Source organism: Sanguibacter keddieii DSM 10542 (genome assembly GCF_000024925.1).
GTDB lineage: Bacteria > Actinomycetota > Actinomycetes > Actinomycetales > Cellulomonadaceae > Sanguibacter > Sanguibacter keddieii.
The window spans coordinates 2,498,554-2,520,819 of the sequence record NC_013521.1; the positions used below are offsets into that span (position 1 = coordinate 2,498,554).

The 22,266-nt window shown below is 72.4% G+C and carries 23 protein-coding genes; 8 read left to right on the forward strand and 15 right to left on the reverse strand.

The genetic code is table 11. The features are described from left to right. Nucleotides 1-377: 377 nt before the first annotated feature. The 5 genes from SKED_RS11015 (at nt 378) to SKED_RS11035 (ending at nt 4,571) form a co-directional block, all read left to right on the forward strand. A complete protein-coding gene (locus SKED_RS11015; RefSeq protein WP_012867229.1) occupies nt 378-857 on the forward strand; it encodes a Fur family transcriptional regulator in 480 nt (159 codons plus the stop codon). 105 nt (nt 858-962) lie between these two features. Next, entirely contained in the window at nt 963-2,462 is a 1,500-nt protein-coding gene (locus SKED_RS11020; RefSeq protein ID WP_012867230.1) for a catalase, read from the forward strand. Nucleotides 2,463-2,641: 179 nt separating this feature from the next. After that, entirely contained in the window at nt 2,642-3,016 is a 375-nt protein-coding gene (locus SKED_RS11025) for a DUF1844 domain-containing protein (protein ID WP_012867231.1), read from the forward strand. Further along, complete coding sequence (locus tag SKED_RS11030; RefSeq protein ID WP_012867232.1) at nt 3,013-3,831, forward strand: hypothetical protein; 819 nt, start codon at nt 3,013-3,015, stop codon at nt 3,829-3,831. Before SKED_RS11025 ends, SKED_RS11030 begins: the two co-directional genes overlap by 4 nt. After that, nucleotides 3,828-4,571, forward strand: a complete 744-nt coding sequence (locus SKED_RS11035) for a S1C family serine protease (protein ID WP_012867233.1) — start codon at nt 3,828-3,830, stop codon at nt 4,569-4,571. The genes SKED_RS11030 and SKED_RS11035 overlap by 4 nt, the downstream gene beginning before the upstream one ends. A gap of 36 nt (nt 4,572-4,607) precedes the next feature. On the opposite strand, the gene SKED_RS11040 is transcribed toward SKED_RS11035, so the two are convergent. From SKED_RS11040 to SKED_RS11065, 6 genes are all read right to left on the reverse strand, one after another. Continuing rightward, the gene (locus SKED_RS11040) at nt 4,608-5,393 is read right to left on the reverse strand and encodes an SseB family protein (protein WP_012867234.1); all 786 of its coding nucleotides are present in this window, start codon (nt 5,391-5,393) and stop codon (nt 4,608-4,610) included. After that, complete coding sequence (priA, locus tag SKED_RS11045) at nt 5,390-6,121, reverse strand: bifunctional 1-(5-phosphoribosyl)-5-((5-phosphoribosylamino)methylideneamino)imidazole-4-carboxamide isomerase/phosphoribosylanthranilate isomerase PriA (protein ID WP_012867235.1); 732 nt, start codon at nt 6,119-6,121, stop codon at nt 5,390-5,392. The genes SKED_RS11040 and priA overlap by 4 nt, the downstream gene beginning before the upstream one ends. 106 nt (nt 6,122-6,227) lie before the next feature. Continuing rightward, nucleotides 6,228-6,875: an imidazole glycerol phosphate synthase subunit HisH gene (gene hisH / locus SKED_RS11050; protein ID WP_012867236.1), complete on the reverse strand. Its 648-nt coding sequence runs from the start codon at nt 6,873-6,875 to the stop codon at nt 6,228-6,230. Between the two features lies 1 nt (nt 6,876). Continuing rightward, a complete protein-coding gene (locus SKED_RS11055; RefSeq protein ID WP_012867237.1) occupies nt 6,877-7,377 on the reverse strand; it encodes a hypothetical protein in 501 nt (166 codons plus the stop codon). Further along, the gene (hisB, locus tag SKED_RS11060) at nt 7,374-7,988 is read right to left on the reverse strand and encodes an imidazoleglycerol-phosphate dehydratase HisB (protein WP_012867238.1); all 615 of its coding nucleotides are present in this window, start codon (nt 7,986-7,988) and stop codon (nt 7,374-7,376) included. The genes SKED_RS11055 and hisB overlap by 4 nt, the downstream gene beginning before the upstream one ends. Next, nucleotides 7,985-9,127 carry a histidinol-phosphate transaminase gene (locus SKED_RS11065; RefSeq protein ID WP_012867239.1) on the reverse strand — a complete coding sequence of 381 codons (1,143 nt, stop codon included), beginning with the start codon at nt 9,125-9,127 and terminating at the stop codon, nt 7,985-7,987. Before SKED_RS11065 ends, hisB begins: the two co-directional genes overlap by 4 nt. Before the next feature lie 860 nt (nt 9,128-9,987). Between SKED_RS11065 and SKED_RS11070 the strand changes: the two genes are divergently transcribed. Both SKED_RS11070 and SKED_RS11075 read left to right on the forward strand, forming a co-directional pair. Further along, complete coding sequence (locus SKED_RS11070) at nt 9,988-12,249, forward strand: RecQ family ATP-dependent DNA helicase (RefSeq protein ID WP_086015220.1); 2,262 nt, start codon at nt 9,988-9,990, stop codon at nt 12,247-12,249. Nucleotides 12,250-12,551: 302 nt separating this feature from the next. Beyond that, complete coding sequence (locus SKED_RS11075; protein ID WP_012867241.1) at nt 12,552-13,145, forward strand: acetate uptake transporter; 594 nt, start codon at nt 12,552-12,554, stop codon at nt 13,143-13,145. Nucleotides 13,146-13,246: 101 nt separating this feature from the next. Here the strand turns inward: SKED_RS11075 and SKED_RS11080 are convergent, their stop codons facing one another. The 8 genes from SKED_RS11080 to hisD all read right to left on the reverse strand — a co-directional run bounded on the left by SKED_RS11080 (nt 13,247) and on the right by hisD (nt 21,381). Continuing rightward, nucleotides 13,247-14,977 carry a sensor histidine kinase gene (locus SKED_RS11080; RefSeq protein WP_012867242.1) on the reverse strand — a complete coding sequence of 577 codons (1,731 nt, stop codon included), beginning with the start codon at nt 14,975-14,977 and terminating at the stop codon, nt 13,247-13,249. Next, nucleotides 14,967-15,356, reverse strand: a complete 390-nt coding sequence (locus SKED_RS11085; protein ID WP_012867243.1) for a response regulator — start codon at nt 15,354-15,356, stop codon at nt 14,967-14,969. The genes SKED_RS11080 and SKED_RS11085 overlap by 11 nt, the downstream gene beginning before the upstream one ends. Next, complete coding sequence (locus SKED_RS20310) at nt 15,353-15,493, reverse strand: hypothetical protein (protein ID WP_012867244.1); 141 nt, start codon at nt 15,491-15,493, stop codon at nt 15,353-15,355. The genes SKED_RS11085 and SKED_RS20310 overlap by 4 nt, the downstream gene beginning before the upstream one ends. Continuing rightward, nucleotides 15,490-16,983: a glycosyltransferase family 2 protein gene (locus SKED_RS11090; protein WP_012867245.1), complete on the reverse strand. Its 1,494-nt coding sequence runs from the start codon at nt 16,981-16,983 to the stop codon at nt 15,490-15,492. Before SKED_RS11090 ends, SKED_RS20310 begins: the two co-directional genes overlap by 4 nt. Beyond that, a complete protein-coding gene (locus SKED_RS11095; RefSeq protein WP_342626418.1) occupies nt 16,976-17,797 on the reverse strand; it encodes a PHP domain-containing protein in 822 nt (273 codons plus the stop codon). Before SKED_RS11095 ends, SKED_RS11090 begins: the two co-directional genes overlap by 8 nt. After that, on the reverse strand, nt 17,782-18,783 hold the full coding sequence (locus SKED_RS11100) for an ATP-grasp domain-containing protein (protein ID WP_012867247.1): 1,002 nt from the start codon (nt 18,781-18,783) through the stop codon (nt 17,782-17,784). Before SKED_RS11100 ends, SKED_RS11095 begins: the two co-directional genes overlap by 16 nt. Beyond that, entirely contained in the window at nt 18,780-19,856 is a 1,077-nt protein-coding gene (locus SKED_RS11105; RefSeq protein ID WP_012867248.1) for a response regulator, read from the reverse strand. Before SKED_RS11105 ends, SKED_RS11100 begins: the two co-directional genes overlap by 4 nt. Before the next feature lie 202 nt (nt 19,857-20,058). Next, complete coding sequence (hisD, locus tag SKED_RS11110; protein ID WP_012867249.1) at nt 20,059-21,381, reverse strand: histidinol dehydrogenase; 1,323 nt, start codon at nt 21,379-21,381, stop codon at nt 20,059-20,061. 118 nt (nt 21,382-21,499) lie between these two features. Between hisD and SKED_RS11115 the strand changes: the two genes are divergently transcribed. After that, complete coding sequence (locus SKED_RS11115; RefSeq protein ID WP_012867250.1) at nt 21,500-21,718, forward strand: RNA-binding S4 domain-containing protein; 219 nt, start codon at nt 21,500-21,502, stop codon at nt 21,716-21,718. A gap of 55 nt (nt 21,719-21,773) precedes the next feature. Here the strand turns inward: SKED_RS11115 and SKED_RS11120 are convergent, their stop codons facing one another. Further along, complete coding sequence (locus SKED_RS11120; RefSeq protein WP_012867251.1) at nt 21,774-22,181, reverse strand: PPOX class F420-dependent oxidoreductase; 408 nt, start codon at nt 22,179-22,181, stop codon at nt 21,774-21,776. Nucleotides 22,182-22,266: the final 85 nt, after the last annotated feature.

Below are 22,266 nucleotides of genomic sequence, written 5' to 3' on the forward strand. Positions count from 1 at the left end.
CTGGACGTCCGGGTCGCACGGTCCGTCCGGAGACGGTCGCGGGCGACGCTACGACGGGTCGCACCGAGGTGCTGCTCGTCGTTCGGACCAGAACCCGGACTCTGTCGCTACTGCGTGCTGGGCACGTGGCAGGCTGTCGAGACTCGGGTGGGAGTGGCTCCACTTGTGCACCGGTCGACCGTCGCTCTTCCTCGTCACGTCCACCCTGGTGGGGGCGGGGCTCGGAGACCGCTCGACGATCATTCGGTCGGTCAGCCGCTAACTGTACCCCACGAGGGCGTGGGACGGAACCACGACCCTGCAGGCCTCGCCGTCCCCGACACGCCGGACCCGTTCCAGTACTGGAACGATTCCAGAAAAAATGCTGAGATGGACCCATGACCACCCCCGAGCTCACCTCCGAGCGTCCTGCCGCGGACGACCAGCTGCTGCGCAGCCACGGTCTGCGCGTCACGGCGACCCGGCTCGCGGTGCTCGACGCCGTCGCCCGGTGGCCGCACTCGACGACGGACACGATCCTCGCCCACGTGCGAGCCAGCCTCGGCACCGCCTCGACCCAGGCGGTCTACGACGTCCTCGCGGTGCTCACCACGGCGGAGATCCTCCACCGGATCGAGCCCGCCGGTCACCCGGCCCGCTACGAGCGGCGGGTCGGCGACAACCACCACCACGTCGTCTGCCGCAGCTGCGGCACCGTGGCCGACGTCGACTGCTCGGTCGGCCACGCCCCCTGCCTGGTCCCCTCCACCGACCACGGGTTCGTCATCGACGAGGCCGAGGTCGTGTTCTGGGGCACCTGCGCCGACTGCCAGGCCATGACGACAGGACCGCGCCCCGGCGCCGTGCCCACCACCTGAGCGTCCGGCCCCACCCGCTCCCGCCGGACCAGCGTCCGACGGACCAGGACCCTCCGACACCCCCGACGTACCACTCGCCGCATCCCCGAAGAGAAGGAAGCCCCCATGACCGACCGCTTCACGACCTCCCAGACCGGAACCCCGATCGCCAGCGACGAGCACTCGCTCACCGCCGGACCCGACGGCGCAGCCGTCCTGCACGACCGCTACCTCGTCGAGAAGCTCGCGCAGTTCAACCGCGAGCGCATCCCGGAGCGCATCGTCCACGCCAAGGGTGGCGGCGCCTTCGGCACCTTCGAGGTGACCGGTGACGTCTCGGCGTACACCTCGGCAGCCGTCTTCCAGCCCGGCACCGTCACCGAGACGCTGCAGCGCTTCTCGAGCGTGGCCGGCGAGCAGGGCAGCCCCGACACGTGGCGCGACGTCCGCGGCTTCTCGGTGAAGTTCTACACCTCCGAGGGCAACTACGACATCGTCGGCAACAACACCCCGGTGTTCTTCATCCGCGACGGCATCAAGTTCCCGGACTTCATCCACTCGCAGAAGCGCCTGCCGGGCTCCGGCCTGCGCGACGGCGACATGCAGTGGGACTTCTGGACCCTCTCCCCCGAGTCCGCGCACCAGGTCACCTACCTCATGGGCGACCGCGGGCTCCCCCGCTCCTGGCGCGAGATGCCCGGCTTCGGGTCGCACACGTACCAGTGGATCAACGCCGCGGGCGAGCGCTTCTGGGTCAAGTACCACTTCACCTCGAACCAGGGGAACATCGAGATGGAGAGCGCCGAGGCCGAGCAGATCGCCGGCGCCGACGCCGACTACTACCGCCGCGACCTCTACGAGGCCATCGAGGCCGGGAACCACCCGTCCTGGGACGTCCACGTCCAGGTGATGCCCTACGAGGACGCCAAGACCTACCGGTTCAACCCCTTCGACCTGACGAAGGTCTGGCCGCACGCGGACTACCCGCTCATCAAGGTCGGGACGCACACGCTGAACCGGAACCCCGAGAACTTCTTCGCCGAGATCGAGCAGGCTGCGTTCTCCCCCGCGAACACCGTCCCCGGCATCGACATTAGCCCCGACAAGATGCTCATGGCTCGCGTGTTCTCCTACCCCGACGCCCAGCGGTACCGCGTCGGCACCAACTACAACCAGATCCCGGTGAACGCTCCCAAGGCACCGGTGCACAACTACTCGCAGGACGGGGCGCAGCGTCACGGCTTCAAGGCGGCCTCCGACCCCGTCTACGCCCCGAACTCCTTCGGCGGACCGGTCGCCGACGCGTCCCGCGCGGCAGCCGGCTCGTGGGAGAGCGACGGCGAGCTCGTCCGCACCGCGGCGACGCTGCACAGCGAGGACGACGACTTCGGCCAGGCCGGGACGCTGTACCGCGAGGTCTTCGACGACGCCGCCAAGGCACGGTTCGTCGAGACCCTCGTCGGGCAGGGCTCGGGCATCACGGTGCACCGCGTCCGTGAGCGCTTCTTCGGGTACTGGACCAGCGTCGACGCCACCCTCGGCGCGACGCTCCGCGAGAAGGTCGGCTCCATCGAGACGGCCAACGAGTCGGCCGAGCCGATCGGCATCGGCGCCGACCACGCCTGACGATGCCTGAGCGGGCCTGAGCGGGCCTGAGCAGGCGCCCGGCGCAGCAGGCTGGCGCCCACCGCTGACGCCCACCACGGGGCCAGGACCGGACGGTCCTGGCCCCGTGGTGCGTCCGGGCACGGCCCGAGGAGCGCCGGAGGTCGCCAGACCGGGGCGTCCTCGTGGACACTAGACCCATGACCGCAGAGCACACCCACGAAGCACACTCCGTCGACGACCTCGCGCCGCAGGCCACGAGAGACATCGCCGACGTCGCCGCCGTCGAGGTGATCACCACCGCCGCCGTCCACCTCATGAGCGCGGCCGCGGTGAAGTGCGGTCTCGCGGACGGCCCCGAGGCAGCCGACCAGCTCGACCTCGACGAGGCCCGCAAGCTCATCAACGCGCTCGCCGCGCTCGTGACGACCGCCGCGCCAGACATCGGCAACCAGCACGCACGGTCCCTGCGCGACGGGCTGCGCAGCCTGCAGCTCGCGTTCCGCGAGGCGTCGATCTACCCGGACGCCCCGGGCGAGGGCCCGGGTGAGTCGTTCACCGGCACGGTCAGTTGAGCAGCCCTGGCGAGGACCGCGCCGACGGCACCGACGCCGTCCCGCCGTCCTTCCCCCCGGCCGCACGCACACGGACCAGCGGGCACGTCGCGGCGGAGGCCAGGACCCCGGTCGAGCCGGCGCTGCACCCGGACGACGTGCGGTCCGGGTCTCCCCGCTCGGGCGAGGCGCAGTCTGACGACGCTCCTCTGGCCGACCACCTCGTGCTGGACGACGTCGCGAACGAGCCCGAGCCCGCTCCGGCTGACGCGTCGTCCGCGCCGACCGGTCCTGGCACGGCCCACCACCTCGAGCGACCCCGGCGACGACGTGGCGCGACCGTCGCGATCGTCCTCCTGTCGGTCGTGCTCGTCGCCGCGCTCGCCGGCGGGGGCTATCTCGGCGTGCTCTCGCACCAGTGGAACGAGCGCTCGGGCGAGTGGGAGGCGCAGTCGCGCGAGCTCGGGCAGCGGGTGGCCGACCTGACGACCGACCTCGAGGGGATCACCGGCGACCTCACGAGCACCCGCGACCAGCTCACCACCGCGCAGCAGCGCATCACCGAGCTCGCCGACGAGAAGGCCCAGGTGGGCGACGACCGCGAGAGCCAGCGGATCGCCGTCTCCGACTTCCAGGCGGTCGCCGAGGCCGCGGTCGACGTCTCGTCGAAGATGGGCGACTGCGTGACGGCGCAGACCTCCCTGCTCGGCTTCCTCTCGGCGCCGGACTCGACGACCCCCGAGGGGCTCCAGCAGGCCACCGACGACACCAACAGCATCTGCAAGGTGGCGATCGACAGCTACAACGCCCTGCAGCGCGACCTGTCGCAGCAGTGAGCCGGCCGACCAGGGCGCGCACCGCGCTCACCACCGGCGCCCTGTGCGCGCTCCTCGTGGCCGGGTGCGGCACCGTCCCCGACCTCCCCGGGCCGATGCCCGACTCCGTCGTGCCCACGCGGGGCTCCGGCAGCGTCCCCGACGAGACCGGGTTCCTGTCGCCCGACGGCTTCGACGCGGCCCGCCGCATGGCCGTACGGGTCCGGAACGTGGGGTGCGAGGGCGTGATCCGCGGTACCGGCTTCGCGGTCGGCGAGCGGCTGCTCATCACCAACAAGCACGTGGTCGAGGGGAACCAGGACCTCCAGCTGAGCACCTACGACGGCCGCGACGTGAGCGTGACCGCCTCGGAGAGCGCCGACCTCGCCGACCTCGCCGTCATCCGGACCGCCACCGACCTCGACACCTTCCCCCAGCTGGCGCCCGAGGACCCCGAGCCCGGGGACTCCGTGACGGTCGTGGGCTACCCGAACGGAGGGGCGCTCACGGTCACCAAGGGCACCGTCATCGAGTACACCTCGGACCCTCTCAACGTCACCCTCGGCCAGGTGCTCCTCACGGACGCCAGCGTCGAGCCGGGCAGCTCGGGCTCTGCGGCGCTGGACTCTGCCGGTCAGGTGATCGGGATCGTCTACGCCAAGAGCTCGGACGACCTCAGCTACCTCGTGCCTGTCAGCACGCTCCAGGAGCTGCTGGCCGACGACTCGGGGTTCGTGGAGCAAGAACCGCTGACCTGCTGAGCCTGTCGCGCGGCTGACCGACCGACGACCAGCGCGTCAACCGGCCCGGCCGATCCGCAGCTCGAGCGAGTCGACGCGCTCGCCGACGACGTCGTCAGCACCGAGCGCGGCGTTGACCTGTGCGAGCACGGCGTCGAGGCCGGCACGGGTCAGGCCCGGGTCGATCGCGAGGACCACGGCGACCTCCTTCGAGCGACCAGGCTCTGCCCGGACGCTGGCGACCGACGGGATACCCGAGACCGCCTGGACGACCGCGTGCGCCACGTCCGCGTCCACCGCGCCGTCGACGACAGCCGGGACCCACGACCGTCCCTGGGCGACGGCCCAGACGGCGGGACGGGGCACGAGCGCGCTCGCCGGACCTGCCGGGTCGACCACGAGCAGCGCCCAGTCCTCGCTGACCGCGGACAGCGCGGCACGCACGGCGTCGGCCGGGACGGGGCGCGCGGCCGGGTGCCAGGCGGTCATCGCAGCGACGGAGGAGAACACCGGGAGCGCGCGACGTCCGTCGGGGGCCTCGAGCGCGACGACTCCCGCCGAGGCCTCCTTGTCGACCCGCAGGCCGTCGTCGGTCGTCCCCTCGGCCTCGACCTCGGCGAGCACCGGGATGAGCACCCGCACCTGCGCGAGCCGTGCGACGACCGCGGTCAGCGGCGCGGTGCCCGCCGCGTGCTCGACGAGCAGACGGGCGAGCTCCGGGTCGGCCGACCCGTCGTCACCGGCGAAGGGTGACGCCCCGGGGAGCGCCTTGCCCCCGCCAGCCGCACTGCCGCCGTGCTCCTGGGCGGCCCCGTCGTGCGGGTGATCGGGGTGCTGCGTCACGGGCGACCGGCGACGTCGAGCGCCTGCGGCAGCGTGAAGGCGCCTGCGTAGAGCGCCTTGCCCACGATCGCGCCCTCGACGCCGGACCCGACGAGCTCGCGCAGCGCGGCGAGGTCGTCGAGGCTCGAGATCCCGCCCGAGGCGACGACGGGCGCCGAGGTCTTCGCCGCGACGTCGCGCAGCAGCTCGATGTTCGGGCCGCGCAGCGTCCCGTCCTTCGTCACGTCGGTGACGACGTAGCGCGAGCACCCGGCCTGGTCGAGGCGCTCGAGGACCTCCCAGAGGTCGCCGCCCTCCTGGGTCCAGCCGCGCGCCGCGAGGGTGGTGCCACGGACGTCCAGGCCGACGGCGATGGCGTCGCCGTGCTCGGCGATGACCCGGGCGGTCCACTCGGGGTTCTCGAGGGCGGCCGTGCCCAGGTTGACCCGGGCGCAGCCGGTCGCGAGGGCGCGCTCGAGCGAGGCGTCGTCGCGGATGCCGCCCGAGAGCTCGACCTTGACGTCGAGGCGCGCCACGACGTCGGCGAGCAGCTCGGCGTTGGAGCCACGGCCGAACGCGGCGTCGAGGTCGACCAGGTGCACCCACTCGGCGCCCCCGGACTGCCAGTCGAGGGCGGCGGTCAGCGGGTCGCCGTAGGAGGTCTCGGAGCCGGCCTCGCCCTGGACGAGGCGGACGGCCTGCCCCTCGGCGACGTCGACGGCGGGCAGAAGGACGAGACGGTCAGTCATGACGAGATCCTCTCGGGGACCGGTGGGCGTGGCTGGAGCAGGGGGCGTGCAGGGGCGGAGCGCACCCGGCGGGACGGTGAGGTCGCCCCGGGTGCGCTCGTGCCGGTCAGAGCGTGCCGAGCCAGTTGCGCAGCAGCTGCGCACCGGCGTCGCCCGACTTCTCGGGGTGGAACTGCGTCGCGGAGAGCGGGCCGTTCTCGACCGCCGCGACGAAGCGGCCGCCGTGGTCGGACCACGTGACCTGCGGGGGCTTGAAGCGACCGTCGACGGGCTCGTCGGTGCCGAGGCTGAAGCTGCGGGCGGCGTAGGAGTGCACGAAGTAGAAGCGCTCGTCCTCGACGCCGTCGAAGAGCGCCGAGCCGGCGGGCGGCTCGACCGTGTCCCAGCCCATGTGCGGGACGACGGGGGCCTCGAGCCTGTCGACCACACCGGGCCACTGGGCGAGGCCCTCGGTGTGCTCGCCGTGCTCGTCGCCGGCGTCGAACATCACCTGCATGCCGACGCAGATGCCGAGGACCGGCCGTCCGCCCGAGAGGCGACGCTCGATGATCTGCCCGCCGCGGACCTTCTCGAGCCCCTGCATGACGGCGGCGAAGGCGCCGACGCCGGGGACGAGAAGGCCGTCGGCGACAGCGGCCACCTTCGGGTCGGCGGTGAGCTCGACGGCGGCGCCGACGTGCTCGAGGGCGCGGACCGCCGAGCGGACGTTGCCGAAGCCGTAGTCGAGGACGACGACGGTGGGTCTGCCGGCCACGTCAGCGCCTCCCGCGGGGAGCGCGACGCGAGGCGGCCAGGCTGCGAGCAGCCTTCCACCTCGACATCCCCTTGCTCGACACGGCTCCCTCGACCTCGGAGGCCGCGACGGAGCCGAGCAGGACGTCCTCGAACTCGTGCGGCGCCCCGTCGAGGACGAGCGCGGCGGGGAGGTCCTCGCCGCGGACGCCCGCGAGCCACTGGCTGGCCGTGATGTGGCCGTCGGTCGCCTCGAAGAGGATGAGCGGGACGGTCTTGACCAGTCCCGACACCGCGGAGGCCAGCTCGGCCGGGCGGTCGCCGGACGGGTCGACGAGGACCGCGTAGGCACCGATCGGCGACGGGACGGCGTCGACGACGTGCTTGCCGATCGCGCAGGCTGCCGCGAGCGCCTCGGCCGTGGCCACCTGGGTGAGGATGGCGGCGACGGTCGTCCCGCTCGTGCGCGAGGGGGCCTGCTCTGACGTGCTCTGGTCGGGTGTGCTCTGGTCGGGGCTGCTCACAGCGCTCCCTTGGTCGACGGGATGCCCTCGACGCGCGGGTCGGGCTCGACCGCTGCGCGCAGGGCGCGGGCGAGAGCCTTGAACTGCGCCTCGACGATGTGGTGGGGGTCGCGGCCGGCGAGGACGCGCATGTGGATGCAGATCCCGGCGTGGTGGGCGATGGACTCGAGGACGTGGCGGGTCAGCGAGCCGGTGAAGTGCCCGCCGATGAGGTGGTACTCCTGGCCTGCGGGCTCGCCGGTGTGCACGAGGTACGGACGGCCGGACACGTCGACGACGGCCTGCGCGAGCGCCTCGTCGAGCGGGACGAGGGCGTCGCCGAAGCGGCCGATCCCCGACTTGTCGCCGAGCGCGATCCGCAGCGCCTCGCCGAAGGCGATGGCGGTGTCCTCGACGGTGTGGTGCGCGTCGATGTGCGTGTCGCCGGTCGCCTTGACCGTGAGGTCGATGAGCGAGTGCTTGCCGAGCGCCGTGAGCATGTGGTCGTAGAAGGGCACCGTCGTCGAGATGTCGGTGCGCCCTGTGCCGTCGAGGTCGATCTCGACGAGGACGCTCGACTCGCTCGTCGTCCGCTCGACGCGCCCGCGGCGCGTCCCCTGTGCAGCCTTCACAGCCCTGCCACCTCCACCAGTGCGTCCTTGAACGCGATCATGTCCTGCGGTGTGCCGATCGACACCCGGAGCCAGCCCTCGGGTCCGGTCTCCCGGATGAGGACACCTCGGTCGAGAAGACCCTGCCACACGGCGTGCCGGTCGTCGAACGTGCCGAAGAGCACGAAGTTCGAGTCGGACTCGGCTGCCTGGAGCGGTCTCCCGTCGAGGGTCTGCGAGCGCAGCCACGCGACCGTGGCGTCGCGCTCGGTCCGGAGCGAATCTACCTGGGCGAGGAGGGCGGGCGCGTGCGCGAGGGCGGCACGCGCCGTGGCCTGCGTCACTGCCGACAGGTGGTAGGGCAGGCGGACGATGCGCAGCGCGTCGACGAGGTCGGTCGAGCCGGCCAGGTAGCCGACCCGTGCGCCGGCGAGCGCGAAGGCCTTGGACATGGTGCGGCTGACCGCGAGGTTCGGGTAGCGCTCGAGCAGCTCGAGGGCCGAGGGCACGCCCGCCCGGCGGAACTCGGCGTAGGCCTCGTCCACGACCACCACGGCCGGCGACCCGTCGACGTCGAGCTCGAGGGCCGCCTCGCAGACCGCCTCGACCGTCGAGAACGGCATCGCGGTGCCGGTCGGGTTGTTGGGGCTGGTGAGGATGATGACGGACGGGGTGTGCTCGCGGATCGTCGCGACCGCGACGTCGGGGTCGAGCGTGAAGTCCTCCTCGCGGCGCCCGGCCACCCAGCGGGTGTGGGTGTCGCGGGCGTACTCGGGGTACATGGAGTACGTCGGGGCGAAGGACAGCGCCGTGCGCCCGGGGCCGCCGAAGGCCTGCATGAGGTGCAGCATGACCTCGTTGGAGCCGTTGGCCGCCCAGACCTGCGCGGGGTCGACCCGGACCCCTGACTCCCCCGCGAGGTAGTCGGCGAGGTCGGCGCGCAGCGCCGGGAAGTCGCGGTCGGGGTAGCGGTTGAGCGTGCCGGCGGCGGCGGAGACGTACGCGGCGAGGGTCGCGACGACCTCGGGCCCCGGCGGGTAGGGGTTCTCGTTGACGTTGAGCAGGTGCGGGACGTCGATCTGGGGGGCGCCGTAGGGCACCTCCCCCGCGAGGTCGCGACGGAGCGGCAGCGTGATCGGTGTGTCGGCTCGTGAGGTCACCGCTCCATTCTAGGAAGCATCCGGGCGGGGAGGTGCCGATGTCCACGCGGAGGTGCGGTGCCGTCCGGGTGCGGAGGCCCGCAGGCCTGCCTCGTCGTCCCCAGGCGCACCGCAGTCGTCGAGGATCCCCGACGACAGGGACGACGGGCACACGGGCGTCGAGAAGTCCTTAGGCTGGTCGTATGACCCCCTCTGGCGACAGCACCCCGGCCGGTCGTGAGCACGACGCTCCCGACGGCGCACCACCCGCCCCGGAGGGCGACGTCCCGCAGGGCGCGTCGTCGCCGCTGCCCTTCAAGCCCAAGGGCCCCAAGCGCTGGGGTGTCGAGCCCGACTGGTCCAAGCTCCCGTCCACGCCGCGCCGTCGCTACGTCGCGGACGACGGCCCCGGGTGGGGTGCGTCGTCGATGGACGCGCGCCGGCTCGTGCAGGCCGACCCGGTCGAGACGCCGGGACCGGTTGCGCCCGGCCCCGTGGCGGATCCGCCCGCTCCTTCCTGGCAGACACCGGGGTTCGCGCCCGAGCCGGAGCCCGAAGCCCCCCTCGCGCCGCACGACGGGCCCCCGGCGGGAGGCAGCCCCGTCTCGCAGGGGACCATCCCCGACGAGGACGACGAGGACGACGAGCTGCTCGACGAGGACGACCTCTTCGACGAATCCGCAGCCCCAGCCCCAGCCCCAGCCCCAGCCCCAGCCCCAGCCCCAGCCCCAGCCCCAGCCCCAGCCCGCACGATGATCGACGACCCGAGGACGGCAGAACCCTCCATGACTGGCTCCACCCCCACCGACCCCTACGGCGACGACCCCTATAAGGACGTCCCGTTCTTCGACGAGCCGGTGGACGACGCGTGGGGCGAGGAGATGGCCGCGGCGTCGGCCGGACGAGCAGACCGTGCCGGGAGCACCGGGAGCACAGGGAGCACGCCGCCGAGCCGACGCCCGTCCGCCCCGCCCGCTCCTGCTCGCCCCGCGGCGGTCCGGGTGCGTCCCGGGGCCGACGAGGACCTGCGCCCGGAGGCCGAGGCAGCGCTGCGCCGCCTGGTCGGCCGGGACGACGCGGTGCTCCGCGACGACCAGTGGACCGCGATCCACGCGCTGGTCGCCGAGCAGCGTCGCGCCCTCGTGGTCCAGCGCACCGGGTGGGGCAAGTCGGCGGTGTACTTCGTCGCGACGTCGCTGCTGCGCGCCCGGGGGTCGGGCCCGACGATCATCATCTCGCCGCTGCTCGCCCTCATGCGCGACCAGATCGCCGCTGCTGGTCGGGCCGGGGTGAAGGCCGCGACCATCAACTCGGCGAACGTCACCGAGTGGGACCAGATCCACGAGCAGATCGCCTCCGGAGACATCGACGTCCTTCTCTGCTCTCCCGAGCGCCTCAACAACCCGGGGTTCCGGGACGAGGTGCTGCCGCGCCTGGCGGCGGACGCCGGCCTCGTGGTCATCGACGAGGCTCACTGCGTGTCGGACTGGGGTCACGACTTCCGGCCGGACTACCGACGGATCCGCACGCTGCTGGCCGAGCTGCCCGAGGGCATCCCGGTGCTGGCGACGACCGCCACGGCGAACGCCCGCGTGACCCAGGACGTCGCCGAGCAGCTCGAGGTCACCGGAGAGGGCGCGGGACGCAGCGAGGTCCTCGTGCTGCGCGGCGGCCTCGACCGCGAGTCGCTCCACCTCAACGTGCTGCGTCTCGGCGACCAGCCGACGCGGGTCGCCTGGCTGCTCGAGGCGCTGCGGTCGACCGAGGGGTCGGGCATCGTCTACTGCCTCACGGTCTCCGTGGCCGAGCAGGTGGCCGCCCAGCTCAAGGCGGCCGGTCTGCCCGTCGCCGCGTACACCGGTCGCACCGACCCGACCGAGCGCGAGTCGCTCGAGGCGGACCTCAAGGCCAACCGGGTCAAGGCCCTCGTCGCGACGTCGGCGCTCGGCATGGGCTTCGACAAGCCCGACCTCGGCTTCGTGGTGCACCTCGGGGCGCCGAGCTCACCCATCGCGTACTACCAGCAGGTGGGCCGTGCGGGACGTGGCGTCGACAGCGCGCTCGTCGTGCTGCTGCCGGGCGAGGAGGACCAGCGCATCTGGGAGTACTTCGGGTCGCTCGCCTTCCCCCGGGAGGACCAGGTCCGGGCGACGCTCGACGCGCTGTCACGCGGCGGGACGCAGTCTGCCCAGGCCCTCGAGACCCAGGTCGACCTCACGCGGTCCCGGCTCGAGATGATGCTCAAGGTCCTCGACGTCGACGGCGCGGTCAAGCGTGTCAAGGGCGGCTGGGAGTCCACCGGGCAGGGCTGGACGTACGAGGCCGACCGGTACGCCCGCGTCGAGCAGGCGCGGCTCGCCGAGCAGCGCACCATGCTCGACTACGAGTCGACGGACGGCTGCCGGATGGCCTTCCTGCGCCGCACTCTCGACGACCCCGACCTCGCCGCCGACGAGCGCTGCGGACGGTGCGACAACTGCGGCGGCTCCACCCTCCCTGCCGCCCCGAGCACCGAGCACGTGGCCGAGGCCCGCAAGGCGATGGACGTCCCCGGGGTGGTCGTCGAGCCGCGGAGCATGTGGCCGACCGGGATGCCCACGCTCGGGATCGACCTCAAGGGCAAGCTCTCCCCCGCCGAGAAGACCGAGCCGGGACGAGCCGTCGCCCGGCTCGACGGGCTCGGGTGGTCCCAGCCGCTGCGCGAGCTCTTCGCGTCCACCACGCCGGACGGCGAGGTGCCCGTCCACCTGAGGCGGGCCGCGGCGCAGGTCCTCGACGCCTGGTCCGGGCTCTCCGTCGACGGGGTGGTCTGCATCCGCTCGACGACCCGTCCCGTGCTCGTCGAGCACCTGGCCCGCGGGCTCGCCAAGTACCTCGACAAGCCCTTCGTCGGCACCGTCGGGCCGCTCGCCGGGCACGAGGCACCGCCGCGCCACGACGTCAACTCCGCCATGCGGCTCGCCGGGGTCGCGCAGCGCCTCGGGCTCGAGCTCTCGCCCGCGGCCTCGGGTGGTCTCGCAGGCCGCTCGATCCTGCTGGTCGACGACCGCGTCGCCTCCGGGTGGACGCTCGCCGTCGCCGGGCGACTGCTGCGCGAGGCAGGGGCCGGAGCCGTGCTGCCCTTCGTGCTGGCACAGCAGTAAGGGCGCTGAGGGGCGCCAGCGACCTCAGGCGTCCGAGCCGCGCGCGGCGTGGTGCGGACCAGGAGCCGGCGCCCCGGTGCGTCGTCCGTCACGTCCGGCTCTCCGCACCCCCGAATGGGACGTAGGTCCTATGCGCCGGAGGGGTCTGACCTGGACACTTGCGTCGCCCTGGCACGGCCCCGCCCCGGCGAGACCCCACGGCCGCACCGGTAGACCCGACGGGTCCCGGTACGGCGGGGGTCCGCGCGGTCGACCGCGCCACCTCACACCTGGTCACCACGACCACGCTCGGAGAAGATCCCATGACGTCCTCGACGCCCACCCCTGCACCGCGTCTCATCGCCGACCCCGGCCCGCTCGGGCTCGCCGCCTTCGCGCTCACCACCTTCGTGCTCTCCGTCTTCAACGCCGGCATCCTCGACCCGAGCCTCGAGCCCGTCGTCCTGCCGCTCGCGCTGTTCTACGGGGGGCTCGTCCAGCTGCTCGCCGGCATGTGGGAGCTCCTCAAGAACAACACCTTCGGTGCCCTCGCCTTCTCGTCCTACGGCGCGTTCTGGATGTCCTTCGCCGCCTACGTGAAGCTCGTCGTCCCCGGCCTCCCGGCCGACACGGCCCACCAGGCCACGGGCCTGTTCCTGCTCGCCTGGACGATCTTCACGGTCTACATGACCGTGGTCACCCTCAAGGTCTCTGTCGGGCTCATGAGCGTGTTCGTGCCCCTCTCGATCACCTTCGCGCTGCTCACCGTCGGGGCTCTCGCCCAGGCGGAGACCGTGACCCACGTGGCCGGCTTCGTCGGGCTCCTCACCGCCGGCACGGCCTGGTACAACTCCTTCGCCGGCGTCCTCAACATCACGTGGAAGCGCGACGTGCTCCCCCTCGGCGTCCGCGGCTGAGCCGGACCACCCTCCCCGCAGCGCACCACCGCCCGTCGCCCAGACCTCCTCGTGAGGTCCGGCCGGCGGGCGGTGTGCGTCTCAGGACTGCTCGACGACGACTACTCGACGACGGTCGGCAGGTCGACGGTGAACGCCGTCCCGATGCCGACCTCGCTGGTCACGTCGAGGCGTCCGCGGTGCGCGACCACGATCGCCTTGGTGATCGCGAGACCGAGCCCGATGCCCGGGACCGAGGCGGAGGTGGCGGTGGAGGCCCGGAAGAACCGGGTCGTCAGCTGGTCGAGCTCGGTGTCGGGGATCCCGATCCCGGTGTCGCGCACCGTGATGGTCGCGCGCTCGTCGTGCGCGACGAGCGAGAGCGTCACCTGACCGCCGGCCGGTGAGAACTTCACGGCGTTGGACAGGAGGTTGTCGACGGCCTGCCCGAGACGGGTGGCGTCGCCGCGGACGACCGTCGACAGGCTCTCGTCCATGACCACGCGCAGCCGGACCGACGCCGCTGCGGCGACGGGCTCGAAGGTCTGCGCAGCGGCGCGCAGCACCGACTCGAGCTCGGTGCTCTGGTGGACGATCGGGAACCGCCCCGCCTCGACCTGCGCGGTGAACAGCAGGTCCCCCACGAGCCGCAGCAGGCGCTGCGCGTTGCGCTCCGCCACGTCGAGGTACTGCGTCTGCTCCGCCGTCAGCGGGCCGTCCTCTTCGTCGCGCAGCAGCTCGAGGTACCCGAGGATCGAGCTGAGCGGCGTGCGGAGCTCGTGCGAGATCATCCCGACGAACTCGTCCTTGAGCCGCTCGAACTCTCTCGCCTTGGTCATGTCGGTCGCGACGAACAGGTACCCGACCACGGCGTCGTCGTCGCCGATGCGCTGCGTGGCGGCGACCTGGACCGGGAGCCGGGAGTCGTCGGGGCGGACGTAGGTCCACTCCCGGACGTCAGCAGACCCGGGGCCGACGTCCCGCACCAGCGCCGTGAGCGCAGCCTGGGCGTCGAGCGGCGTCGAGTCGCCCACGGCGGCCACCCGCTCGCGGAGCTCCTCGGCGACGTGCACGTCGGTGATGACGAGCCCGGCCTCGAGGGCCTCGTGCTGAGCCACGCCGAGCATCTTGCAGGCGCCCGGGTTCCAGGAGTCGATGCGCCCCGTGAGGTCGGTGCCGATGATCGCCTGCTCGGTCACGGCGTCCCACAGGCCGGAGAGCTGCCGGGACACCGCGGTGGCCCGGGTCTCGCTCGACCGTGCCTCGGCCGACGCCCGCACGGCGTCGACCAGGAGGGAGTCGCGCTGCGCCACGGTCGCGCGTGCGTCGGCCAGCTGGAGACGCAGACGACGCGCGATCTCGTTGATGACCAGGGCGACGAGGCCGTAGACCAGCGGGGAGAAGAGCACCCGGACGAGGTCGGAGGTCGAGCGCAGGTCGGTCAGCAGCAGCCCGGGCCCCTGCGACGTGGCGACGAGGGCGACAGCCGCGACGAGCGCGTTGTGACGGCCGGCGGCCAGCGCGATCCACACGAAGGGCACGAAGAGCATCGCGGAGTACGGCGACCCCACCCCACCGGTCCCGTACCGGACGAGCCCGAGGCCCACGAGCGACACCACCGGGACCAGCACGACCCAGCGGTCGTCGTAGGTCTTCCAGGGGAGCACGAGCGCGGCGACCGAGACCGCGACGACCACGAGCGTCCCCGTGACCACCATCGTCGTGCTCGAGAGCACCCCGGACAGGGGAAGGGTGCCGAGCGCGAGCACGAGCACGGCGAGCGTCGGGAGCTGGTAGAGCAGCACCCCGGAACGCCCCTCCGAGACCCGACCGAAGAGCGGGTCAAGCGTCACCCGGTGCTCCGATCATCGACCGGATGATCTCGGACAGCGTCCGAGGGCTGAACGGCTTGCGCACGAAGGTGTCGGCGCCCGTGAGGACCGCCGACTGACGCTCGAGCAGGTACACGGATGCGGAGACCATGATGATCCGCACCTCGGCGAGGGACGCGTCCCCCCGGATCCGCTCGGCCACCTCGACACCCGTCAGCCCGGGCATGGAGATGTCGAGGACCGCGAGGTCGACGCCCCCCTGCGCGATCCGCTGCCAGGCGTCGTCACCGTTGTCGAAGGAACCCACGATCTCGACGCCGGCGCGACGCGCGGCGATCGAGACCAGGCCGAGGATGTCGGCGTCGTCGTCGGCGATCACCGCCCGGGGGACCGCGCTCATACGAACCACACCTCTCGCACCACGAAGAAGACGCCGATGACGGCGACCGCGAGCAGGGCGAACGGGATCATGAGCCACTCCGCGCGGCGATCACGGTCGATCTCGCGCTGCAGCTGCTCCCGGGTCGAGCGGTTCATGCGAGGATCCGTCCTGTCTTCTCGGTCTTGTCCCACGACGCGTCGGCGTGCCGCAGCTCCTTGACGTAGGAGTCGACGGTGATCGCACACAAGATCGGCCCGTAGCCCACGAGGTACACGAGCAGCGGAGAGACGAACCGGCCGGCTCGGGTCCCGTCGATCTTCTTGATGAGCCATGCCCCGACCATCGAGAGCGTGATCCAGGAGTACACGAACAGTGTCCACCATCGCAGCGCTCCGTCGCTGACCTCGACCCCGAAGATCGCGGGCACGTCGTCCGAGACCAGCCCCGGGAAGAACGTCTCTACGGTGATGAGCACCGAGACCAGGCCCGGGAAGAACACGGCCTCGCGCAAGGTCTTGCGTGCCGTCGTCGGGTCGAGCGCCAGCGACATGACCATGGTGAAGACGTAGGTGCACGCGGCGAGCGCCCAGATCGTGCGGAACACCTGAGCAGACGTCGTGCTCTCCAGGAGGTACAGCCCGACCAGACCGACCGACGACAGCACCATGGCCACCGGCTGGAACGCCACGCCGAACCACACGAGCCCGAACGCGATGCTCCCGAGGCGGTTCCCCTCCTGCGGCCGGAACCAGAGCCTGCGGTACATCCGGGTGATGTGGACGTTGCCCCGGCCCCAGCGCAGTCGCTGCTTCCACAGGGCTGCGACGCTCTGGGGTTCCTCGGCGAGGACGACCGCGTGCGGCTCGAAGACGACCTTGCGTCCCGCGAGCTGGGTCTTGAAGGTGGTGACGGTGTCCTCCGCGAGCGAGCTCGTGTCGATGCGCCCCCCAAGGGCCTCGAGGTTGGCCCGCGAGTGGAGCTGGGCCCCTCCCGCGAGGCACGCCACCGCCCCCATGACGTTCTGGGCGCGGCGCGACGCCGCCTGGGACAGCGCGTACTCGAGAGCGATGAACCGGGTCAGGTAGTTCTTCTCCGCGCTCCCCTCCCGGATGTACGCGGTCACCGCACCCACCTGCTCGTCGGCGAGGTGCCGGGTCATCTTGCGCAGCGAGTCCGGCAGGTAGACCACGTCGGCGTCCATGATGAGCAGCGCCTCCATCCAGTCGTCCTCGAGGATGACGGCGAGGCCGTGGTTGAGCGTGTGGGCCTTGCCCTCTCCACCCTTCTCACGTCGCAGGTGGAACACCTGCCCGGGGTACTGCCGGGACTTGGCGAGGACGACGTCTGGGGTGTCGTCGGTGCTGGCGTCGTCGACGACGTAGACCCGCAGCGCGTCAGCCGGGTAGTCGAGGCGCATGAGCATGTCGACCGAGTTGCCGACCACCGCTCCCTCGTTCCAGGCGGGGATCACGACGGCGACGCGCGGCAGGTAGGGCGCTGCCTTGGCGTAGTGGTTGCGGAAGGCGTGCAGCGGGATGAGCACGAACTGGTAGCCCATCGCCACGATCGGGAGGGCTCCCAGCGCCACCAGCACCAGGAGGACGTAGGTGAGCGTGGTCCCTGCGACGCTCGAGGGGTCAAGCACGGTCGCCTGCTCCCTCGAGCGCGGCCGGCGCCCCGGGTACGGACGCCGCCGCGAGGATCGACGGGACGCGCACGTACCGACCCACGTCGCGGGCGTCGTGGCTGTCGGTCGCGACCACGAGGCTGGCGCCCGCCAGGAGGGCTGCGCGCACCGCGCGCGGTCCGGGGCAGGCCCACTTCTCGTTGACCTCGAGCGTGCTGCCCGTCTCCCGGGCGGCGCTCGCCCAGGCGTGCAGGTGCTCGTCGGTGAGGTCGGCCTCGCTCAGCCCGACCTTCGGGAGGATCGAGAACCAGTGGGCGAGCTGGATCCCCGGCTGGGCGACCATGGCCGCGACGCTCGCCGCGACGAGCTGGTCGACGGCGTCTGCCGCGCTCAGGCCGTCGGCGAGGCGCGCCCGGGTCTGCGAGGGCGACCAGGGGCCGTCGGTGCCGGGGAACTGGTGGTCGCCGACCAGGACGACGTCGAGCCCTCCGGTGCCGACGACGGCGTCACGCGGCAGGTCGAGCCGGCCGTGGACGTCGAGCAGCTTGGTCTCGACGCCGCAGCGGACCTCGAGCCCCTCGGACACCGAGAGCGCACGGACGGTCGCGACCATCTCGGGCACCCACGCGGTCGTGGACCGCACGTGGTCGACGAAGGTGACCGACGTCAGGCCCGTGGCGACGGCCGCCGCGAGGTTCTCGTCGACGCTGCTCACGGCGTCGTCGGAGAAGGTCGAGTGGACGTGCCCGTCGACCGTGGTCGAGGGCAGGAGGAGGGGCGTGACGGGAGGGACGGGCTGCTCGGACCGCTCGGCCGTCACTGCTCCGCCCACGCCTCGTCGCGCCCGGTCACGGTCGAGGTGACGATCTCGTCGACGGGGACGAACACGTCCTCGAGGTAGCGGACGTTCGCGATCTCCTCGAAGTCCACCCGCTCGGGCACCGGGATGCCGAGCAGCAGGTCGAGGTACAGCGACGGCATGTCGACGCCCGCGGCGATCGTCAGCGGCATGGCACCGGGGAACCGGGGGTTGATCTCGAGCAGGGCGGGACGACCGTCCTTGTCCCGGCGGAGCTGGACGTTGGCCACCCCCACGAGTCCCACGGCCCGCGCAGCAGCCGCGGCGGCCTCCACGAGCTCGGCGTCACGGACCGTGCGACCGGCGATGGAGACGCCCGAGTCGACGCGCTCACGCGTGCGCGGGACCGCGGCGATCACGTGGCCGTCGGTGCCCGCGAGCACGTCGACCGAGTACTCCGCGCCCGGCAGGTGCTCCTGGATGATGAGGTCGGAGCCCGTGCCGATGTCCTCGAGCTCGTCCCGGTCGTCGACGAGGCGGACACCGCGCGACCCAGCCCCACGGCGGGGCTTGACGATCACCGGGAAGTCCCAGGGAGCCGCGACGCCGTCGGCGTCGAGCAGCTCGGTGGCCGGGACGCGCAGCGCGCCGGCGCAGGCCAGCGCGAGCGCGTGCTTGTCGAGGGTGCTGGCGAGGGTCTCGGCGCTCGGGGCGGCGATCTGGATGCCGTGCGCGGCGAACTCGGTGCGTCGGGCGACGAGTCCCTCGAGCTCGACGTCGACGGTCGGCACGAGGACGGTCACGCCGTCGTCACGGCACATGTCAAGCACGGTGTCGACGAACTCCGGGGCGGCGCCCCGGGGCACGATCCGCCGGTGGTCGGCGTCGACGAGGTAGAGACCGCTGGCCCAGCCGTCCATGTCGGCCGAGAAGACCTCGACGTCGTCGCGGCGCAGGAGCGAGCGCACGACGGCGACCCCTGCCGGTCCGCCGGTGCCTGTGACGAGTACTCGGGTCATGTGTCGATCCGTCCTGCGTGAGAGTCGGCCAGGCGGGACGCGCCTGCCCTGGAGCCTGGGGAGATGTCGGCCGTGTCGTGCACTACCTCGAGGGGTTCGCAGTAGTCACCACCGCCGAACCTCGACCAGTAGCGTGCCGTCGCGATGACGAAGCCCGGCTCGAGGTACCCGCGGATGTCGACCTGCGAGCCGTAGCTGGAGAGCAGCCTGAGCTTCGCGTCGGTGAAGTCGTCGATCGGCACGAAGCGCGTCGGCCGGAAGTCGATGGTCGCGGAGGGCGACTGGAAGCAGCAGACCGTGCGCACGCTGCGGGTGGCCACGACCGCCGCGGAGTGCACCGCGCGGTGGTCCTGGTGCCGGTCGTTGATGCTGTGGGTGTAGACGATGTCGGGACGGACCTCGGCGACGACCCGCTCGATGATCCCGACCGTCGGGTCGGCGGCGCTGATGCGGGTGTCCTCGAGGTCTTCGAGGAACAGCCGGGCGCCGAGGCGCTCGGCCGCCAGGAGCGACTCGTCCTGCCGGTCGCTCGCCTCCCCGCCGCGCGAGCCGCGCGACATGGTGAGCACCACCACGGTGTCACCGGCTGCGCGGTGCGCCGAGAGGATGCCGCCGACGCCGATCTCGACGTCGTCGGGGTGCGCCCCGATCGCGAGCACCACGGTCGGTCGCTGCGCGGCCTTCTTGGCCCGGGCGGCCTCGACCAGGCGAGTGACGACCTCGACGAGGGTGGCGGCGGAGATGGGCTTGGTGAGGAACTCGTCGGCGTCGCTGCGCAGCGCCGTCACGGCGTAGTCGACCGAGGCGTGGGCGGTCATGACGACGACCGGGATCTCCGGCGACTGGGCCCGGAACCTGGCGAGCAGCTCGAGGCCGCTCACGCCGGGGAGCTCGATGTCGGTGAGCACGAGGTCGGGCTCGAAGCCCTCGATCGCGCCCGGGAGGTCCCGGGGGTCGGAGATGGCGAGCACGGTGGCACCCGCACGCTTCTCGAGCACCGTGGTGAGGAAGAGCAGGACGTCAGGGTCGTCCTCGATCACGCAGACCCGGTAGGCCCCTGTCGTGCCTGGCATGGTGTCCCTTCGCTCGTCGTCCGGTGCTGACCGCGCACCGTGCACTGCTACCTGATCGTCCCGTGCGCCCAGATCATGACGGATCGGCGCGACGCGATGAGATGTGACGCGCGGCACTGATCACGCTACGTCCGATTCATCCCCACGAGGAGGACGGCCGGGGATGAACTTCCCGGTCGTCCTCGGCGCTGCGGGGCTGCGCTCAGAACCGCACCTGCACGGCCTCGCCGTGCGCCGGGAGGTCCTCCGCGTTGGCGAAGGCGACGATCTTCGACGCGATCTCCCCGAGCGCCTGCTCGGTGTACTCGACCACCTGCACGGCCTTGATGAAGCTGTGCACTCCGAGACCGCTCGCGAAGTGCGCGCAGCCTCCGGTCGGCAGGACGTGGTTCGAGCCGGCCATGTAGTCGCCGAGGGCGACGGGCGAGTACGGGCCGACGAAGATCGCCCCGGCGTTGGAGATGCGCTCGGCCACGGCTGCGGCGTCGGCCGTCTGGATCTCGAGGTGCTCCGCCCCGTAGGCGTCGACGACCTCGATCCCCTGCTCGACCGAGTCGACGAGGACGATCGCGGACTGCGGACCCGCGAGGGCCTGCAGCACCCGGTCCGAGTGGCGGGTGCCCTCGGCGCGGTCTTTGAGGCGGGCCTCGACGGCGCCGGCGAGCTCGACCGACGAGGTCACCAGGACCGAGGCGGCGGCGGGGTCGTGCTCCGCCTGGCTGATGAGGTCGGCCGCGACGTGGTCGGGGTGCGCGGTGCCGTCGGCGAGGATCGCGATCTCCGTGGTGCCCGCCTCCGCGTCGATGCCGACGACCCCGCGGACGAGCCGCTTGGCGGCGGCGACGTACACGTTGCCCGGGCCGGTGACGACGTTCACGGGCTCGCAGAGCACCGCGCCGTCCTGCTCCTCGGTGCCACGCGCCCCGTAGGCGAACATCGCGACGGCCTGGGCACCTCCGACGGCGTAGACCTCGTCGACGCCGAGCAGCGCGCACGCCGCGAGGATCGTCGGGTGCGGGAGACCCGCGTTCTCGCTCTGGGGCGGGCTCGCGACGGCGAGCGAGGGCACTCCGGCCTCCTGGGCCGCCACGACGTTCATCACGACCGACGACGGGTAGACGGCCAGGCCGCCGGGGACGTAGAGGCCCACACGGCCGACGGGGACCCAGCGCTGGCGGACCTGCGCGCCGTCGGCGAGGTCGACCACGAAGTCCTGAGGACGCTGCGCGCGGTGCACGGTGCGCACGCGCGAGATGGTCTCTTCGATCGCCTCGCGCACCAGCGGGTCGAGCCCGGCCAGCGCGCTCTCGAAGGCCTCGGCCGGGACGCGCAGGTGGTGCGGGCGGACACCGTCGAAGCGCTCGGCGAGGTCGCGGAGCTCGTCGGCCCCGCGGCGGCGCACCGCCGCGATGATGGGGGCGACCCGCTCGGCGGCGTCCTCGACACGGACCTCTGCCCGGGGCAGCGCCTCGACGAGCTCACGGGCGGAGAGGGAACGACCTCGCAGGTCGAGTCTGTTGATCACCCGTCCATCCTAGGCCGACCGGCGGGCGGCGGGACGTGCGTCTCGCACTGCGACGCGGGGCCTCGCCCGCTGCCCGACCCTGGTGCGCCACGGTGCCGGTTCGCGAGAGGATGGGGGCATGGACCACGTAGAGATCAGCGACGACGTCATCCGCCTCGGGCAGTTCCTCAAGCTGGCGAACCTCGCCGACTCCGGCGCGCACGCGCGTGAGCTCGTCGCCGACGGCGAGGTGTCCGTCAACGGCGAGGTCGACACCCGCCGAGGACGCCAGCTGCAGAAGGGCGACGTGGTGGTCGTCGACTCCCCCACCGGCCGCGCGAGCGCGACCGTCGCCTGACAGGGGCTGGCAGGGACTGACCAGGCCGCTCAGCGCGCAGCAGCCCTCAGCGCGCTCAGCGCGCCATGTAGCTCGAGCTCATGACGCGGTCGGGGGTGATGACCACGACGACGCGGGCGGGGTTCTCGCGGGGGACCTTGTAGCGGCGCGCGTAGCGCTGCTCGGCCTCGCGCACGGGCTCCGGCTCGGTGAGCACGGTGACGGGGCCCTCGAGGGTGATCCACCGGCCGCCCTCGACCTGGCACACGACGGCCCGGGAGGGCTGCCCGTCCGCCCCCGGCTGGGCGGCGTTCTTCGCCTTGACCGACGTCCCGCTGGTGATGACGCGGACGACCCCGGCGTCGGGGTCCCACGTGAAGCCGACGGGGACGACGTGCGGCGAGCCGTCGGCCCGCAGGGTCGTCAGGGTCGCGAGGTGGCGCTCGGTCACGAACACGTGCTGCTCAGGAGTCAGGTGGATCACCCGGCGATTCTAGGCACCGCGCGAGCCCCACGCCCGGGCGGGCGACCGATGTCACACCACCCGGGCAGCTGACTGGCACGAGGCC

Coding starts and splice junctions, on each gene's coding strand:
- SKED_RS11015 (WP_012867229.1), top strand. CDS start 378: ATGACCACCCCCGAGCTCACCTCCGAGCGTCCTGCCGCGGACGACCAG.
- SKED_RS11020 (WP_012867230.1), top strand. CDS start 963: ATGACCGACCGCTTCACGACCTCCCAGACCGGAACCCCGATCGCCAGC.
- SKED_RS11025 (WP_012867231.1), top strand. CDS start 2,642: ATGACCGCAGAGCACACCCACGAAGCACACTCCGTCGACGACCTCGCG.
- priA (WP_012867235.1), bottom strand. CDS start 6,121: ATGACTGACCGTCTCGTCCTTCTGCCCGCCGTCGACGTCGCCGAGGGG.
- SKED_RS11070 (WP_086015220.1), top strand. CDS start 9,988: ATGGCCGCGGCGTCGGCCGGACGAGCAGACCGTGCCGGGAGCACCGGG.
- SKED_RS11075 (WP_012867241.1), top strand. CDS start 12,552: ATGACGTCCTCGACGCCCACCCCTGCACCGCGTCTCATCGCCGACCCC.
- SKED_RS11085 (WP_012867243.1), bottom strand. CDS start 15,356: ATGAGCGCGGTCCCCCGGGCGGTGATCGCCGACGACGACGCCGACATC.
- SKED_RS20310 (WP_012867244.1), bottom strand. CDS start 15,493: ATGAACCGCTCGACCCGGGAGCAGCTGCAGCGCGAGATCGACCGTGAT.
- SKED_RS11100 (WP_012867247.1), bottom strand. CDS start 18,783: ATGACCCGAGTACTCGTCACAGGCACCGGCGGACCGGCAGGGGTCGCC.
- SKED_RS11105 (WP_012867248.1), bottom strand. CDS start 19,856: ATGCCAGGCACGACAGGGGCCTACCGGGTCTGCGTGATCGAGGACGAC.
- SKED_RS11115 (WP_012867250.1), top strand. CDS start 21,500: ATGGACCACGTAGAGATCAGCGACGACGTCATCCGCCTCGGGCAGTTC.